At 57.9% G+C, this 14,337-nt stretch carries 12 protein-coding genes; 4 read left to right on the top strand and 8 right to left on the bottom strand.

The genetic code is table 11. The features are described from left to right. Positions 1-95: 95 nt before the first annotated feature. From ACTQ33_RS05710 to ACTQ33_RS05680, 7 genes are all read right to left on the bottom strand, one after another. The gene (locus ACTQ33_RS05710) at positions 96-1,586 is read right to left on the bottom strand and encodes a methyl-accepting chemotaxis protein (RefSeq protein WP_441462889.1); all 1,491 of its coding nucleotides are present in this window, start codon (positions 1,584-1,586) and stop codon (positions 96-98) included. 483 nt (positions 1,587-2,069) lie between these two features. Continuing rightward, positions 2,070-3,158 (bottom strand): alanine racemase, encoded by a 1,089-nt coding sequence (locus tag ACTQ33_RS05705; protein WP_441462887.1) that lies wholly within the window; start codon positions 3,156-3,158, stop codon positions 2,070-2,072. A gap of 26 nt (positions 3,159-3,184) precedes the next feature. Further along, positions 3,185-3,937 carry a glycosyltransferase gene (locus ACTQ33_RS05700; RefSeq protein ID WP_441462885.1) on the bottom strand — a complete coding sequence of 251 codons (753 nt, stop codon included), beginning with the start codon at positions 3,935-3,937 and terminating at the stop codon, positions 3,185-3,187. Then, a complete protein-coding gene (locus ACTQ33_RS05695) occupies positions 3,934-4,368 on the bottom strand; it encodes a GtrA family protein (RefSeq protein ID WP_441462883.1) in 435 nt (144 codons plus the stop codon). The genes ACTQ33_RS05700 and ACTQ33_RS05695 overlap by 4 nt, the downstream gene beginning before the upstream one ends. Further along, positions 4,365-5,831, bottom strand: a complete 1,467-nt coding sequence (locus ACTQ33_RS05690) for an ArnT family glycosyltransferase (RefSeq protein WP_441462881.1) — start codon at positions 5,829-5,831, stop codon at positions 4,365-4,367. Before ACTQ33_RS05690 ends, ACTQ33_RS05695 begins: the two co-directional genes overlap by 4 nt. 6 nt (positions 5,832-5,837) lie before the next feature. Next, positions 5,838-6,896: a lipid II:glycine glycyltransferase FemX gene (locus ACTQ33_RS05685; protein WP_441462879.1), complete on the bottom strand. Its 1,059-nt coding sequence runs from the start codon at positions 6,894-6,896 to the stop codon at positions 5,838-5,840. Between the two features lie 166 nt (positions 6,897-7,062). Then, the gene (locus ACTQ33_RS05680) at positions 7,063-7,542 is read right to left on the bottom strand and encodes a hypothetical protein (protein ID WP_441462877.1); all 480 of its coding nucleotides are present in this window, start codon (positions 7,540-7,542) and stop codon (positions 7,063-7,065) included. A 175-nt stretch (positions 7,543-7,717) separates the two neighbouring features. Here ACTQ33_RS05680 and uvrA point away from each other — a divergent pair, with 175 nt between their 5' ends. The 4 genes from uvrA to ACTQ33_RS05660 are packed head-to-tail and all read left to right on the top strand — an operon-like array spanning position 7,718 to position 13,649. Further along, the gene (uvrA, locus tag ACTQ33_RS05675) at positions 7,718-10,540 is read left to right on the top strand and encodes an excinuclease ABC subunit UvrA (RefSeq protein WP_441462875.1); all 2,823 of its coding nucleotides are present in this window, start codon (positions 7,718-7,720) and stop codon (positions 10,538-10,540) included. Positions 10,541-10,556: 16 nt separating this feature from the next. Then, positions 10,557-11,270, top strand: coding sequence for a JAB domain-containing protein (locus ACTQ33_RS05670; RefSeq protein ID WP_441462873.1), 714 nt, complete (start codon positions 10,557-10,559; stop codon positions 11,268-11,270). A gap of 40 nt (positions 11,271-11,310) precedes the next feature. Next, positions 11,311-13,311: an excinuclease ABC subunit UvrB gene (uvrB, locus tag ACTQ33_RS05665; RefSeq protein ID WP_441462871.1), complete on the top strand. Its 2,001-nt coding sequence runs from the start codon at positions 11,311-11,313 to the stop codon at positions 13,309-13,311. Beyond that, on the top strand, positions 13,308-13,649 hold the full coding sequence (locus tag ACTQ33_RS05660) for a cupin domain-containing protein (RefSeq protein ID WP_441462869.1): 342 nt from the start codon (positions 13,308-13,310) through the stop codon (positions 13,647-13,649). Before uvrB ends, ACTQ33_RS05660 begins: the two co-directional genes overlap by 4 nt. Before the next feature lie 54 nt (positions 13,650-13,703). Here ACTQ33_RS05660 and ACTQ33_RS05655 read toward each other — a convergent pair whose 3' ends face one another. Then, positions 13,704-14,213: a nucleoside deaminase gene (locus ACTQ33_RS05655; RefSeq protein WP_441462867.1), complete on the bottom strand. Its 510-nt coding sequence runs from the start codon at positions 14,211-14,213 to the stop codon at positions 13,704-13,706. Positions 14,214-14,337 lie beyond the last annotated feature (124 nt).

The raw sequence follows: 14,337 nt of genomic DNA, 5'->3' as shown, positions 1-14,337 counted from the left end.
CTGCCATACCGGCAAGACAGTCCAAAAAAAGCAAACGAGAGGCCCCCAAAGTTGGGGGTCTCTCGTTTTGTCGTGTTCTGACGGCCCAGGAGCTGTCACTGGTCCAGCAGGGTGTCCAAAACCTTTTTTACATCGGATACAGTGCTGTCGATCTCCTCCACAACCTGACCAATGGTGGACATTTTTTTGTCCTGATTGGCAATTTCCTCATTGAGCAGCTCAAACTGCTGGGCCACATTTTGTACGTACTGCTGCATTTGATTCAGGTCCGTGGAAATTTCCTTGGACACTGTATCGCTGTTCTGTGCCAGACTGCGCACCTCGTCGGCCACCACAGCAAATCCCTTGCCTGCGGCTCCGGCCCGGGCCGCCTCCACAGAGGCATTGAGGGACAGGAGATTCGTCTGGCGGGAAATATTCTGAATGGCACTGACGGCGCTGGCCGTCTGCTCCATCTGTTCCTGGGAATCCTTCAAAATCTGGGCCAGTTCAGCCTGCCGATTCATGACCTGCTGCATGGCCTCCGTATTTTCCCCGATCATCTGGTTGATTTTTTCCAGACAATCCCCCAAGGTGCGGACATGGGTGTTCATGTTTTGCTCCACCAGTTCCCGGGTATTGTGCAGCTGGGTGATATCGCTGATGACCCCCACCATGGACAGCTCCCGGTCATTCTGCTCCTTGCCCACGCGGATGACGGCGTGGACCCACAGATACGTTCCATTTTGATGCTGAATGCGGTACTCCGTCTCAAACAGGCCGTTTTGCTGGGAAATGCAGCTGTTGACCTCCTGAAGGAATCCGGGCAAATCCTCCGGGTGAATCCGGTCCAGCCACTGGTTCAGCTGATTGGGGAAGTCCGTCTCTCCCATAAAGCCCAGCTGCTTGCGGAACGGGTCTGAAAACCAGACCACATTTTCCGGCGCTTTCAGGGTATTGCGGTACAGTTTGATATAGAAAGAACCCTGGGTGGTCACGTAGTCAATGGCTGCATAGCGCCGGAGCACACGGTCCAACTCCACCTTTCGCTGGTGCTCGTCGTTGACGTCCACAAAAATGCCGATGAACTGGACGGCCCGGCCCTCCTGGTTTCGCTGCACGTTGCCCGCCGCCCGGTACCAACGGTAGCCCCGGTCCCTTGTTTTCAGACGGTACTCCAAGTCATACCTGGTTCTGCCTGTGGTGTCCGCCAGCGTCTGGACAAACATCTGCAACGTCCGGTCCTTATCCTCCGGATGGAGCAGATCGGACCAGGATTCCAGCCGGTCGGGGAAGTCCTGCACGCTGTTATAGCCAATCATATGGCGGAAATCGTCGGACCAATAGGCCGCCGTCACTTGATTGCCCGGACCAATATCCATATTCCACAGGCCGGAGGAAATGGTCTGATTCACCAGATGTACATTGTTGCTTTCCCATTGAATCCTCTGGTGATACAGCTCCAGCACCCGATTGAGTTCCGTTTGCAGCGCGCCGCCATTGGGCAGCTGCAAGCTCGTAGGAATCTGCTGCACATCGGTAAACACATCAAAGGAGATGTTCCGCAGAGCATCTATGGTTTGCTTGCTACCAAAAGAGAACATCATTCACTATCCTTTCTCATCTTGTTGGGTCACAGCTTTTTTGATACTCTCTGTGGCTCTTCGTGCGTACACGCGTCAAAAAAGCGCGCCGCCATCCCTAAATTGCGGGACAAGTCGGCGCACCTTCACAGCCTTTTCTCGCAGTCGCACACGAAAACTGTTTTTCGTATCGAGTGTATCGCAAGCATTTCCGTCTGTCAAGATTTTTCTTGTTATCCAGGATTCGGAATTTTGTAAGTAGCTGCCCTGGAGATACCCCCTGTGCGCCGCCCTCTGCGCGGTAGAGGCAGGGCAAGCCGCACCAGCAGCGGCAGCATGGTTCCTCCGGAAAGCCGTTTCTCTATACGTGTTGTTACTCCATTTTCAAAAAACGCCTGACAAAAAATCGCCAACAAGCATACACTTGTTGGCGATACTGTATGAAATGAAGTACTCCTGCCGCAGAACGCATGATATCCCCGGCACACCGTTGTTCAAGGATGTGGTTCAGCGGAATACGACATCCATGCCTTTCTGCACCAAAGGGTTGATATCCAACAGCACCGGGTCCCCGGCATGGCAGTCCACGTCGGTCACATCCACCATACAGTGGAGCATCCCCACATGGCCCCGAACGGGACACCGTTGGTCGCCGATGCGGACTGTCAATTTTTTTCGCTGCAAAAACACCTTGAGAAGCGACAGGCTGCCCCGGATGCAGTCCCGGAACCGGAAGCTGTCCCGGCCATACTCCACGCCGAAACCGTGATACCAGCCCACGGGCACCGCTGCCAGCCGCGTAGGCTTTTTGGCCCGCCACGCACCGCCATAGCCGGTGGTGCCGCCTTTTGGCACCCAATGAATCTCTTGGACCCGGGCTACGCAGTAGCCCACCCGCCGCAGGTTATGGCCCCGGACATTGATGCGGCCCAGCCAGGCCGAGCCAATACGGACGCCGCCCAGGTACATATCCTTCCAGCGGAAGAACGCCGCCGAGTTGCAGCAGTGGGGCGTTCCCGTCTCAAATCCCCGGCCGGTGATCTGGTCCAAGACATAGGTAAACTGTTCAAACTGCTCCCGGGTTTTTTTCTCCGAGCAGAAGGCCATAGGGAAGTGGGTATAAATGCCGGAGACGGCAATGCCGTCCATATACTCATAGATGGAGAGGATCTTGTCCATCTCCTTGGGGAGAAAGCCGTAGCGGCCCATCCCCACGTCGATTTTAATGTGGGCCTCGGCCACCATGTCTTTCTCGTTGGCAATGCCGTTGAGCACCACGGCGTCGTCGCGGCTGGACACGGTGCAAATCACATGGAGGTCCAGAAGCTGCTCCAGAATCTCCCGCTCCACCGTGGGCTGTAGCATCAGAATGGCTTCCTCTGTAAAGCCCGCCTGGCGCAGCGCCTTGGCCTCCCGCAGTTCTGTGACGCAGAAGTGGGTGACGCCCTGCTCCCGCAGCATTTTGGCAAAGGGCACGATCCCCAGGCCGTAGCCGTCGCCCTTGAGGACAGCCCACACCGGCACATCTCCGGCCCGCTGCAAAATGGCCCGGATATTGCTTTGCAGCGTCTCTTTCTCTACTACATAGGCCCGCATGGCCTACCCCTCCTTCTGGTGATGGATTACAGTTTATCCCGGCGCAGGAGCCAGGCCGTTTTCAGACTGTCCTTCATGGTCCGCAGGACCCGCATTTTGCTCTCGCCGCCCTTATTGTCGTAGCGCAGAGAGAAGGGCACCTCATCAAAGGTGCAGCCGCAGCGGTGGAGCTTATAGAGCAGCTCCATCATGCAGGCAAAGGACCGCTGAGTGATCAGGCGGCTGCCGTACTGCTGCCGTGCCTTCTGCAAAGCCGCGAACTTATAAAGCCGGTAACCGCAGGTATAATCCCGGACCTTTGGCACCGAGAGCATCATGGTATAGTAGGCCTTGGCCCCGTCGCTGAGGAACAGCCGGTGGCGGGGTACACCGTGGATTTCCGCCCCCGACTGATACCGGGACGCGATGACCACGTCGGCGCTCCGCAGCTTGTCCAGCATAGCATGGACGTAACAGGGGTCGTGGGTGTTGTCGCCGTCCATGACGGCCATGACGTCGCCGGGCCCGCCATGGGACAACACATAGTCCACGGCGGTGTTGAGGCCGCCGCCCAGGTTCCGGTTTTCCGGGTGGGCCACCACAGTGACCTGGGGATGCTCCGCCGCCAGAGCCTGCATCTTCTCCAAGGTGGCGTCGGTGCTTTTATCGTCAATCGCCACCACTTCCAGCCGGTAGCCGCGGCGCTGGAGCTGGTCCTCCTGGGCCAGCCAACCCTCCACCAGAGGGACAATATTCTGCTCCTCGTTGTAGCAGGGCAGGCAGGCAAACATGGTATTCATTGGTTTTTTCTCCTTTTTACCAATCCATACAGGAATTTTCTAAGGAAATACAGTGCAAAGAAGGGGCCCACAATGGAGCAGCCCTTGGCAAACAAAAAGGCCAGATGATCGCCCAGCAGTCCCACGCTGAAGCTGAACGCCGTGGTAATAATCCAGTTGGCCAGCAGCAGTCCCAGGACAAACGTGCCGAAATAGATCACGGCGCCAATGGGCCCGAACTCCATGTCGAAGACTTGCCCCGATGCCATGGTATAGTGGATGATCTGACCCACAATGACGCCGGCGGTGTTGGCCGCCGTCAGATTCACCGACAACTGCATGGATAAAATCCACACCACCACCGTGTCAATGACCGTCACAAAAACGGAGATCGCCAGATATTTTGCCATGGGCGGTAATTTTCGATATCGCTGTAACAGCCCTTGCATCATTTGGCCGCCTCCAGATCAAAAATGGTACACAATTCGTCATCCCATGCAGTCTCACAGGTGTCCCGGAGCAGTTGCATATACGCTTCGCCGTCCTGTCCCGCCACCTGTCCGCCGGGGGCGATGAACCACCGGACGCCGTGATTGCGGTAGTAATCCAGCTCCGCCGCCGGTTCTGTGGGGATGTAATCATAATAACGGATGTTGGCCCGGTATCCCATGCGCTCACAGGCCCCCAGCAAAACCGGGTCCGAAGCAGCAATGGCCACGCAATCGCCCTTCGCCGTCACGCTTTGAATGATCTCCGCCTGTTGGGTGATGGTGTCCTTGACGTCCACCACGGTCCGGGCCGTTTCCAGGCTGTGCCACCCGGCAAAAGCCGCCACCGCGCAGACCACCGCCGTTGCCGCCGCCCATCCGGCCTTGCGGAAACGGGCCAGCTCCGGCACCCAGGCCGCCGTCAGCAGCGCCACCAGGGGGGACAGGAAAATCAGATAGTAACCCAGGCGAATGACCGCCACAATGGTGGCCGCTTCCAGAATCATGGCAATGGCCCACAGGGATAGCGCCCCCCGCCGCCGAATCAGGCACAAGACCAGCCCCACAACCGCCGCAAAGACGGCAGGCCAGGTGAAGAAGTAGGGGAGCTGGGTATCGAAAAACTGCCGGGCCTCCGGCGTGAACAGGGCCGTAAACATCTTGGTGAAGATGTGGTTTTCCGCGATGCCCTCCACAAAGGTAAAGGTGGCGATCTGGGCCGCTACCCAGTAGTACAGCAGGGGAATCCCCAGGGATATCACGCCGTAGGCATAGAACCGCCAGTCCCGGAAGGTTTTTGTCCGGCACTTGACAAAGTACAGCACCACAATCATCAGGCCGGCAAACGCCGTCGGCGTCTTCTCCATGATGGCAATTGCCATAAACACCGCTGAAATCAGCAGGGAAGGGGTCCTGTTCTCCTCATACCATCGGAGGAATAACCACACGGCCCCGGTGTAGAACAAAAGGGCCACGGACTCGGGCATAATGGCCCGGCCATAGAGGACGTTGATGGGCAGAACCAGATAAACCGCCGCAGCCGCCAGACCGGCCCAGGGCGTTTTCAGCATTCGTCCCCCCAGGGCATAGACAAACACGGCCGAGCCCAGGAAACACAGCATACTCATCAGCCGCATGACCCAGTAGGGGTCGTCGCCCATCATACGGTAGATCAGGGATGCCAGCCAGGGCAGAATTTGCAGTTCCAGCTGCACGAAGTTGTCGCCGGTGCCATCATAGTTGAACTGCGGATGGAACGGGTTGCCGTCGTAGCGGACGAAATTCTGGGCCAGGGTATAGGTGTCGGTCTGCCGCCAGCTGTCGTAATACTCCCAGGGGGCGTTATTGAGATGGGGCAGCTGCACCAGGAAAAAGGCCAGCAGCAGTACCAGCAGCAGAAGCTGCGGGAGTCTCTCTCTGTTTTTCATGGCCGGTCACTTGCGGTTCTTCAGCAGATAGACCTTCTTGCGGACGTCCTTGAGGACGTTGGTGCCGTGTTCCACGGCAAAATAGACGGGCTTGTTGAGAACCAGGTCCATCTCACCGACGAACTCGGTAAAGTCGCCGCCGAAGCCCTTCTTGAACTTGTAAAGACCATAGAGGGGGTTGTCCTCACTGACGTCGCCGGACACGCCGCGGAAGTCGTAGATGCGGCAGCCGGTCTCGATGGCCCACTGAATCATGTTCCACTGGAGCAGATAGTTGGGCATGAGGTTGCGGTGCTCGTTGGAGGACGCGCCGTACAGATACCACACCTTGTCGCCGTAGTGGATGGCCAGAGTACCGGCAATGGGTTTGCCCTCGTAGAACGCCATATAGAGACGGCAGTGCTCGCCGAGATTGTCCAGCATCTGGGCAAAGTATTCCGGCTGACGGGTCACAAAGCCGTCGCGAACACCAGTTTCCAGCATGATGCGGGCGAAGTCCGGCACCATCTCTTTGCCGCAGATCTTCACCTCTACGCCCTTGCGCTGGGCCACGCGGATGTTGTATCTCCATTTCTGGTGGAACCCCGCCATGACCTCTTCCTCCGTCTTGCCCTCCACGTTGAGACGGAAGACATATCGGGGCTGGATGGCTTCAAAATTCTTGCCGCCCTCCTTGAGCCGGAAGCCCTGGCCCAGCATGAAGTTCCGGAACTGCTCGTTGGAGGAGGGGATATCCGGGTCCAGCTTGATGACATAGGATTTGTACTGCTTGGCAAGCTGTTTGGCGCCCTGGAGCAAATCCTTGATGGTGTCATGGTCGGCGGGGTCACAGACGGGACCGCGGCAGCCGTACATGAGGGTAAAGGGCGTGCCCGGCACCTTGCGGATCAACACTGCCAGGGTACCTTTGATGCTGCCGTCCTTGCCGCGGGTGGCAATGGCCTTCCAGGTCCACATGGGCTTTTGCTTGGCCCATAGAACGCTCTGTGCAAAGTTGCCCTTGGGGCAACTTTGTACAAAGGCTTCGTATTCTTCCAATGTCTTTTCGGTGATCAATTCCGACATAGTAGTTAACTCCTGTCACTTCATACTCATTCTAAGGCGATACTCTATACCATCGTAGCACAATCGCCCCCATTATGCAAGGGCGGGGGCATGATGGGCCCCATACCTTAAAGAATAGCCGCAGGCAGAGAACAATATGCTCTCTGCCTGCGGCAGCATCACGAAATTAACGAGTCATCCGCGCGGCGGTTATTTTCCGCAGACGCCAGACATACAGCAGCCCCCAATAAACCACGATGGCCGGTATCATAAACTCCACAATCAGCATTTGTGGAAAGTAATAAAAAACCGTAAAGACGGCACTGTCCACCCCGTATCCAGGAGCCGTGTAAAACAACGCCACACTGATCAGAAGCACGGCGGCGTACAGACCCAGAAAAACCGCCAAGTCTCTGCCATAGGCCTGCTTACCCGAATAAAGTTTCAGCCGTCTGCCGACCCACGCGCCCAGCAGGCCGCATCCAACGCCGGTGACAAACAGCGGGAACCAGTCCAGCCGTAGAGAAACACCCACAAGATGCAGCGGAATATACAAGCCCACAAATACAAGAACTGCCCTGAAAATCGATTTTTTCATCTGCACAACCACCCTTTCCAATCTGGTGTTTACCGCTGTTGTCCGTGTCTGGTTCTGTACTTCCATCATACGAGGTTTCCCCTGATTGCGCAAGTGCTGTGCTGTCATTTCTCAAAAGTCCCCGATAGGTCCAAATATCTGTTTATACAAACATTTGTTTTGTTTTACTCATTGTAAGACTGCGGGATTTTTGGTATAATACTATACCAAAACAACGTAAGAGAACTGCAAGGAGCTTTACGCCATGCGAGATCAAATCACCATCCGGGGCGCCCGGGAAAACAACCTGAAAAATGTGGATGTGACGCTGCCGCGGGATCAGCTGGTGGTCTTCACGGGCCTGTCCGGCTCCGGCAAATCGTCCCTGGCCTTTGACACCATCTACGCCGAGGGCCAGCGGCGATACGTGGAGAGCCTGTCTTCCTACGCCCGCATGTTCCTGGGGCAGATGGACAAGCCCGATGTGGACAGCATCGACGGTCTCAGCCCCGCCATTTCCATCGACCAGAAAACCACCTCCAAAAACCCCCGCTCCACCGTTGGCACCGTCACGGAGATTTATGACTATTTGCGTCTGCTGTGGGCCAGAGCCGGTACGCCCCACTGCCCCAAGTGCGGCCGGGAAATTGAAAAGCAGACCATTGACCAGATTGTGGACAAGATTCTGCGGCTGCCGGAGGGCACCCGCTTTCAGATTCTCTCCCCGGTGGTCCGGGGTAAAAAAGGCGAGCACCAGAAGGTGTTGGAGGACGCCCGCAAGGGCGGCTTCTCCCGGGTCCGTGTGGACGGCAACCTCTATGACCTGACCGAAGAGATTTCCCTGGAAAAGAACAAGAAGCACCACATCGAAGTGGTCATCGACCGGTTGATTATGAAGGAGGGGCTGGAGCGCCGTCTGACGGATTCCATCGAAACCGCCGTTTCCCACTCCGGCGGCATTGTTCTGGTCAACGACCTGACGGACAACAGCGATACTCTGTACTCCCTCAACTATGCCTGTGAACCCTGCGGTGTATCCATGCCGGAGCTGTCGCCCCGGATGTTCTCCTTCAACAACCCCTACGGTGCCTGTCCCACCTGCACGGGCCTGGGCTTCCAGCTGGTGGCGGACCCGGAGCTGATCGTGCCCAACCCGGACCTGTCGCTGCTGGACGGCTGTCTTCAGGTGTCCGGCTGGGGCAACATGAAGGACGACTCCATCGCCCGGATGTATTTCGAGGCCATGGCCAAGCAGTATCATTTTGATTTGAACACCCCCTTTGCCAAGCTGTCGGACAAGGCCAAGGAGGTCATCCTCTACGGTACCGGCAAGGAAAAACTGACGCTGTGCTATGAGCGGGGCAACGGCCACGGCGTTTTGGAACAGCCCTTTGAGGGCGTGCTGCACAATGTGGAGCGCCGCTATCAGGAGACCCAATCGGACTACGTCCGTAAGGAGCTGGAGGAGTGCATGGCCAACCGGCCCTGTCCCGACTGCGGCGGCGACCGTCTCAGTGAGATTTCCCGCGCCGTCACCGTAGGCGGCATGCGCATTGCCGATTTCTGCAAGCTGCCCATTGTGGAGGGGCTGACTTTTATGCGGAACCTCAAGCTGGAGGGCGGCGCGGCTATTATCGCCGAGCAGATTCTCCGGGAGATCTGCGCCCGGCTGGAATTCCTCCATTCGGTGGGGCTTCAATATCTGACGCTGAGCCGCAGCGCCGGCACCCTGTCCGGCGGCGAAAGCCAGCGCATCCGCCTGGCCACCCAAATCGGTTCCAGTCTCATGGGTGTGCTTTACATTCTCGACGAACCCTCCATCGGTCTCCACCAGAGGGACAATGACAAGCTGCTGGAAACGCTGAAACGGCTCCGGGACCTGGGCAACACGCTGGTGGTGGTAGAACACGATGAAGACACCATCCGGGCTGCCGACTATATTGTGGATGTGGGTCCCTACGCCGGTATCCACGGCGGCGAGATTGTGGCCACCGGTTCCGTGGAAGACCTGATGAACGAGCCCCGCTCTCTGACGGGCCAATACCTGTCCGGCGTCCGAAAAATCGAGGTGCCCAAGGAGCGCCGCCCCGGCAACGGCCGGTTTTTGCGGGTCACCGGCTGCCGGGAGAACAATTTGCAGGATGTGACGGCGGAAATTCCCTTGGGAACTCTGACCTGTGTCACCGGTGTGTCCGGCTCCGGCAAATCGTCCCTGGTCAATGAGATTCTCTATAAGCGGCTTGCCACCAAGCTGAACCATGCCCGGCTCCGGGCCGGTAAGTTTGACAAGCTGGAGGGCCTGGAATATCTCGATAAGGTCATCAACATCGATCAAAGCCCCATCGGCCGGACGCCCCGCTCCAACCCCGCCACCTATACGGGGCTGTTCAACGATATCCGTGATTTGTTCGCCGCCACCACTGAGGCCAAAGCCCGCGGCTACGGTCCCGGCCGGTTCAGCTTCAACGTCAAGGGCGGCCGCTGCGAAGCCTGTCAGGGCGACGGCCTGTTAAAAATCGAAATGCACTTTCTGCCCGATGTGTATGTGCCTTGCGACGTGTGCCACGGCAAGCGGTACAACCGGGAAACGCTGGAGGTGCGCTATCGCGGCAAGACCATTGCCGATGTGCTGGACATGACCGCCGATGAGGCATTGGAATTCTTTGAAAATCTGCCCCGCATCCGCCGGAAGATTGAGACGCTGGTGGAGGTGGGATTGGGCTATGTAAAGCTGGGCCAGTCCTCCACGACCCTGTCCGGCGGCGAGGCCCAACGGGTCAAGCTGGCCACGGAACTGAGCAAGCGTTCCACCGGCTCTACCATCTATATTCTTGACGAGCCTACCACCGGATTGCACATGTACGACGTCCACAAGCTCATCGACGTTCTACAGCAGTTCGTAGACAAGGGCAACACGGTCCTGGTCATTGAGCACAATCTGGACGTCATCAAGGTGGCCGACCATATCATCGACCTGGGCCCCGAGGGCGGCAGCGGCGGCGGCACCATTGTCGCCACAGGCACGCCGGAACAGGTGGCGGACAACCCCGCCAGCTTTACGGGCAAGTATTTGCAAAAACTCCTGTAACCAAGGAGGGAGGACCATGCTCACCCCCGAGGAGTTTCGCCGTCGGGCCATCCGGCGGTTCCACCGGCTGGGACGGCTGGACAACTACGACGATTTGCAGGTTCTGGAACTGCTGCTGCTCTTCGCTTTGCCGCCGGAATCGGCCCAGGCCGCAGCGACGGAACTGCTGGACTACTATGGCAGCGTGGCTTCGATTCTGGAGGCCCCCACGTTGGAGCTGCAAACCTTTCCCCATATGACCGTGGAGGCCATGGCTCTGATTCATCTGGTACCGGAGCTGGGCCGGTATCACATGGTCCAGCGGGCCTGTCTGGCCCGGCCCCTGAACACCACCACCGACTGCGGCAACTACCTGCTGCCCCATTTTCACGGGGAACAGGACGAGGTGGTATATCTGCTGTGTCTCGACGCCAACTATCAGCCCCGGGACTGCCGGATGCTGTTTCGGGGCAGCGTCAACACGGCGGGCGTATCGGTGCGCTCCATTGTCCGAGTGGCCCTGGCCTGTAATGCCACCTGGGTGGTATTGGCCCACAACCACACCAGTGACGTACCCATGCCGTCGGTGGAGGATGAACGAACCACCCATCGGGTTTGGAAAGCCCTGGACGCTGTGGGGATCGGTCTGGCCGACCATATCATTGTGGCCGGCGGCTCCTTTGTGTCCATGATGGACCTGGGTCTGCTGACGGACCACGGCGCCGGGTCCGGTGAACCGCCCGCAACCTGATTGTCTGTTTCCCACAATCCTACAGGAGGTGTTTCTGTCCTTGGAATTTGAACTCCATGCCCCATACCAACCCACCGGCGATCAGCCGGAAGCCATTGCCCAGCTGGTGGCCGGCGTCAAAAACGGTCTTCATGAGCAGTCTTTGCTGGGTGTCACCGGCTCCGGCAAGACGTATACCATGGCCAACGTCATCGCCCAGGTCCAGCGGCCCACGCTGGTGCTGGCCCACAACAAGACGCTGGCCGCTCAGCTCTGCGCCGAGTTCCGGGAGTTTTTCCCCAACAACGCCGTGGAATATTTTGTCTCCTATTACGACTACTACCAGCCTGAGGCGTACATTGCCCACACGGACACCTATATTGAAAAGGACGCCTCCACCAACGATGAGATCGACCGGCTGCGGCTGTCGGCCACCTGCTCCCTGCTGGAGCGGCGGGACGTCATTGTGGTGGCGTCGGTCAGCTGCATCTACGGTTTGGGCGAACCCGACGACTTTGCCAAAATGATGATCTCCCTGCGGCCCGGCATGACCATGGAGGTGTCGGAACTTCAGAAACGGCTGGTGGAATCCCGCTACGAGCGCAACGACATCGATTTTTCAAGAAATCATTTTCGCGTCCGGGGCGACACCGTGGATATCTATCCGGCCTACTGGAAAGAGAAAGCCATCCGGGTGGAATTTTTCGGCGATGAAATCGACCGCATTTCCCAGATCAACGCCGTCACCGGTATGCCGGAAAAGGTGCTCTCCCATGTCCCCATCTACCCGGCCACCCACTACATTACACCCAAGGAAAAAATGGCCAAGGCGCTGGTGGAGATTGACAAGGAGCTGTGGGAGCGGGTCAAATACTTTGAGGAGCATGACAAGCTGGTGGAGGCCCAGCGCATCCGCCAGCGGACCCTCTACGATATGGAAATGATGCAGGAATTGGGATTCTGCTCCGGCATTGAGAACTATTCCCGGGTCATCTCCGGCCGTCCGGTCGGCTCGGCTCCCATGACCCTTTTGGACTACTTCCCCAAGGATTTTCTGCTGTTGGTAGACGAGAGCCATGTGACGCTGCCCCAGGTCCGGGCCATGTACAACGGTGACCGGGCCAGAAAGGAAAGTCTGGTGGAGTACGGCTTCCGCCTGCCCTGCGCCTTCGACAACCGGCCCCTGAAATTTGAGGAATTTGAGGAGCGCATCAATCAGGTCATCTACGTTTCCGCCACCCCAGGCGACTATGAGCGGGAGCGGTCCGGCCAGATTGTGGAACAGGTCATCCGGCCCACGGGCCTGCTGGACCCGAAAATCGACGTGCGGCCCATCGAGGGGCAGATCGATGATTTGATGGAGGAAATCCAGCTGCGGACCGAAAAGGACGAGCGGACGCTGATTACCACGTTGACCAAGAAGATGGCCGAGGATTTGACCACGTATCTGTCCACCAACGGCGTCCGGGTCCGGTATATGCACTCCGATGTGGGCGCCATAGAGCGTATGGAGATCATCCGGGATCTGCGCCTGGGCAAATTCGATGTGCTGGTGGGTATTAACCTGCTCCGCGAGGGCCTCGATTTGCCGGAAGTCAGTCTGGTAGCCATTTTGGATGCCGACAAGGAGGGCTTTCTCCGTTCCGAGACCAGCCTGATTCAGACCATTGGCCGCGCCGCAAGAAACGCCGAGGGCCAGGTCATCCTCTACGCCGACAAGATCACCGCCGCCATGCGGTCCGCCATCGATGAGACGGAGCGCCGCCGCTCCATCCAGAACGCCTATAACGAAGCCCACGGTATTGTCCCCAAAACCATCCGCAAGCCGGTCCATGAGCTGATTGAGATTTCCAAGGACGCCACGGAAACCCTGAAAAAGGACGGCGTCCGCATGACCAGCCGGGAGCGGGAGCAGGCCATTGCTCAGCTGGAAAAGCAGATGCGTGAAGCGGCCCGCATGATGGAATACGAATACGCCGCCGCCCTCCGCGATCAGATCATCGAGCTGCGGGGGCTGCAAAATCAGAAAAAATCGAAAAAGAGAAAGGAAGACCCGTCATGATCAAGCGCAGAGAATCCATGTCCATGGACCACCAGGAGAATTTCAAGGGTGGTACCGGTTCCCTGTCTTTTGTCCACCTGTTCACAAAAGATGAGCTGCCCAAAACCCGCCTCTGCTCCGTACTGACCGTAGAGCCGGGGGCCTCTGTGGGCCAGCACAGCCATACGGGGGAAGGGGAGTTGTATGTGGTCCTGGACGGCCCCGTCACGTTGCAGGAGGACGGCGTGGACCACATTCTCCACACCGGCGACGCCGAATATTGTTCCGACGGTCACTCCCACGGTGTCTACAACCACACGGATAAGCCGGCGGTGCTTATGGCCATTGTCATGCTGTGACCCGCTCGACACAAACAGCGCCCGGATTCCTGGTGGAATCCGGGCGCTGTTTGTCTATTCCGTCTTTTCCCGTTTCCGCCGGTCCCGCAAGTCTCGGAAAAAGGTTTTTAAAATCTCGGCGCACCGTTCCTGTTCCAATCCTTTTTCCGCCCGGGGATGGTGGTTAAAGGACATGCAGAACAGATCGCAGACGCTGCCGCAGGCACCGGCCTTGGGGTCCTCGGCTCCGTAGACCACCCGGGGAATCCGGGCGTTGAGAATGGCCCCGGCGCACATGGGGCAAGGCTCCAGCGTCACATACAGCGTACATTGCCACAGCCGCCAGCCCCCCAGCGTCCGGCAGGCCTCGTCGATGGCCTCCAGCTCCGCATGGGCCAGGGCGTGCTTCGCCGTCTCCCGGCGGTTGCGGCCCCGTCCCACAACGCGGTCCCCCAGAGCCACAACGCAGCCCACCGGCACCTCGCCTTCAGCGGCCGCCGCCGCTGCAAGGGCCAACGCCTCCTCCATCATTTTTTGATCCACAGTCCATGCTTCCCCTGTGGAATACTCCGGTTTTATGTTCATTCCTTCCCCCATTTTTTACTCACATCTGCTTGTGGATAACTATGTGAACTCTGTGGATAACCGTGGACAATCTGTGGAAACACCTTGTGGAGCCACTAAATACCGTGGTTTTCGACCATATGTT

The sequence above is a fragment of the Candidatus Avoscillospira sp. LCP25S3_F1 genome (genome assembly GCF_052117125.1).
In the GTDB taxonomy this organism is placed as follows: Bacteria; Bacillota; Clostridia; order Oscillospirales; family Oscillospiraceae; genus Avoscillospira_A.
The sequence above is the reverse complement of the archived record's forward strand: the minus strand, read 5'-3'. Positions and strand labels throughout refer to the sequence as shown.

Bases quoted from the DNA above. Each gene is read 5' to 3' on its own strand.
- ACTQ33_RS05655 (WP_441462867.1), bottom strand. From the start codon at position 14,213: ATGAACATAAAACCGGAGTATTCCACAGGGGAAGCATGGACTGTGGAT.
- ACTQ33_RS05700 (WP_441462885.1), bottom strand. From the start codon at position 3,937: ATGAATACCATGTTTGCCTGCCTGCCCTGCTACAACGAGGAGCAGAAT.
- ACTQ33_RS05710 (WP_441462889.1), bottom strand. From the start codon at position 1,586: ATGATGTTCTCTTTTGGTAGCAAGCAAACCATAGATGCTCTGCGGAAC.
- ACTQ33_RS05685 (WP_441462879.1), bottom strand. From the start codon at position 6,896: ATGTCGGAATTGATCACCGAAAAGACATTGGAAGAATACGAAGCCTTT.
- ACTQ33_RS05695 (WP_441462883.1), bottom strand. From the start codon at position 4,368: ATGATGCAAGGGCTGTTACAGCGATATCGAAAATTACCGCCCATGGCA.
- ACTQ33_RS05690 (WP_441462881.1), bottom strand. From the start codon at position 5,831: ATGAAAAACAGAGAGAGACTCCCGCAGCTTCTGCTGCTGGTACTGCTG.
- ACTQ33_RS05660 (WP_441462869.1), top strand. From the start codon at position 13,308: ATGATCAAGCGCAGAGAATCCATGTCCATGGACCACCAGGAGAATTTC.
- uvrA (WP_441462875.1), top strand. From the start codon at position 7,718: ATGCGAGATCAAATCACCATCCGGGGCGCCCGGGAAAACAACCTGAAA.
- ACTQ33_RS05705 (WP_441462887.1), bottom strand. From the start codon at position 3,158: ATGCGGGCCTATGTAGTAGAGAAAGAGACGCTGCAAAGCAATATCCGG.
- ACTQ33_RS05680 (WP_441462877.1), bottom strand. From the start codon at position 7,542: ATGATGGAAGTACAGAACCAGACACGGACAACAGCGGTAAACACCAGA.
- ACTQ33_RS05670 (WP_441462873.1), top strand. From the start codon at position 10,557: ATGCTCACCCCCGAGGAGTTTCGCCGTCGGGCCATCCGGCGGTTCCAC.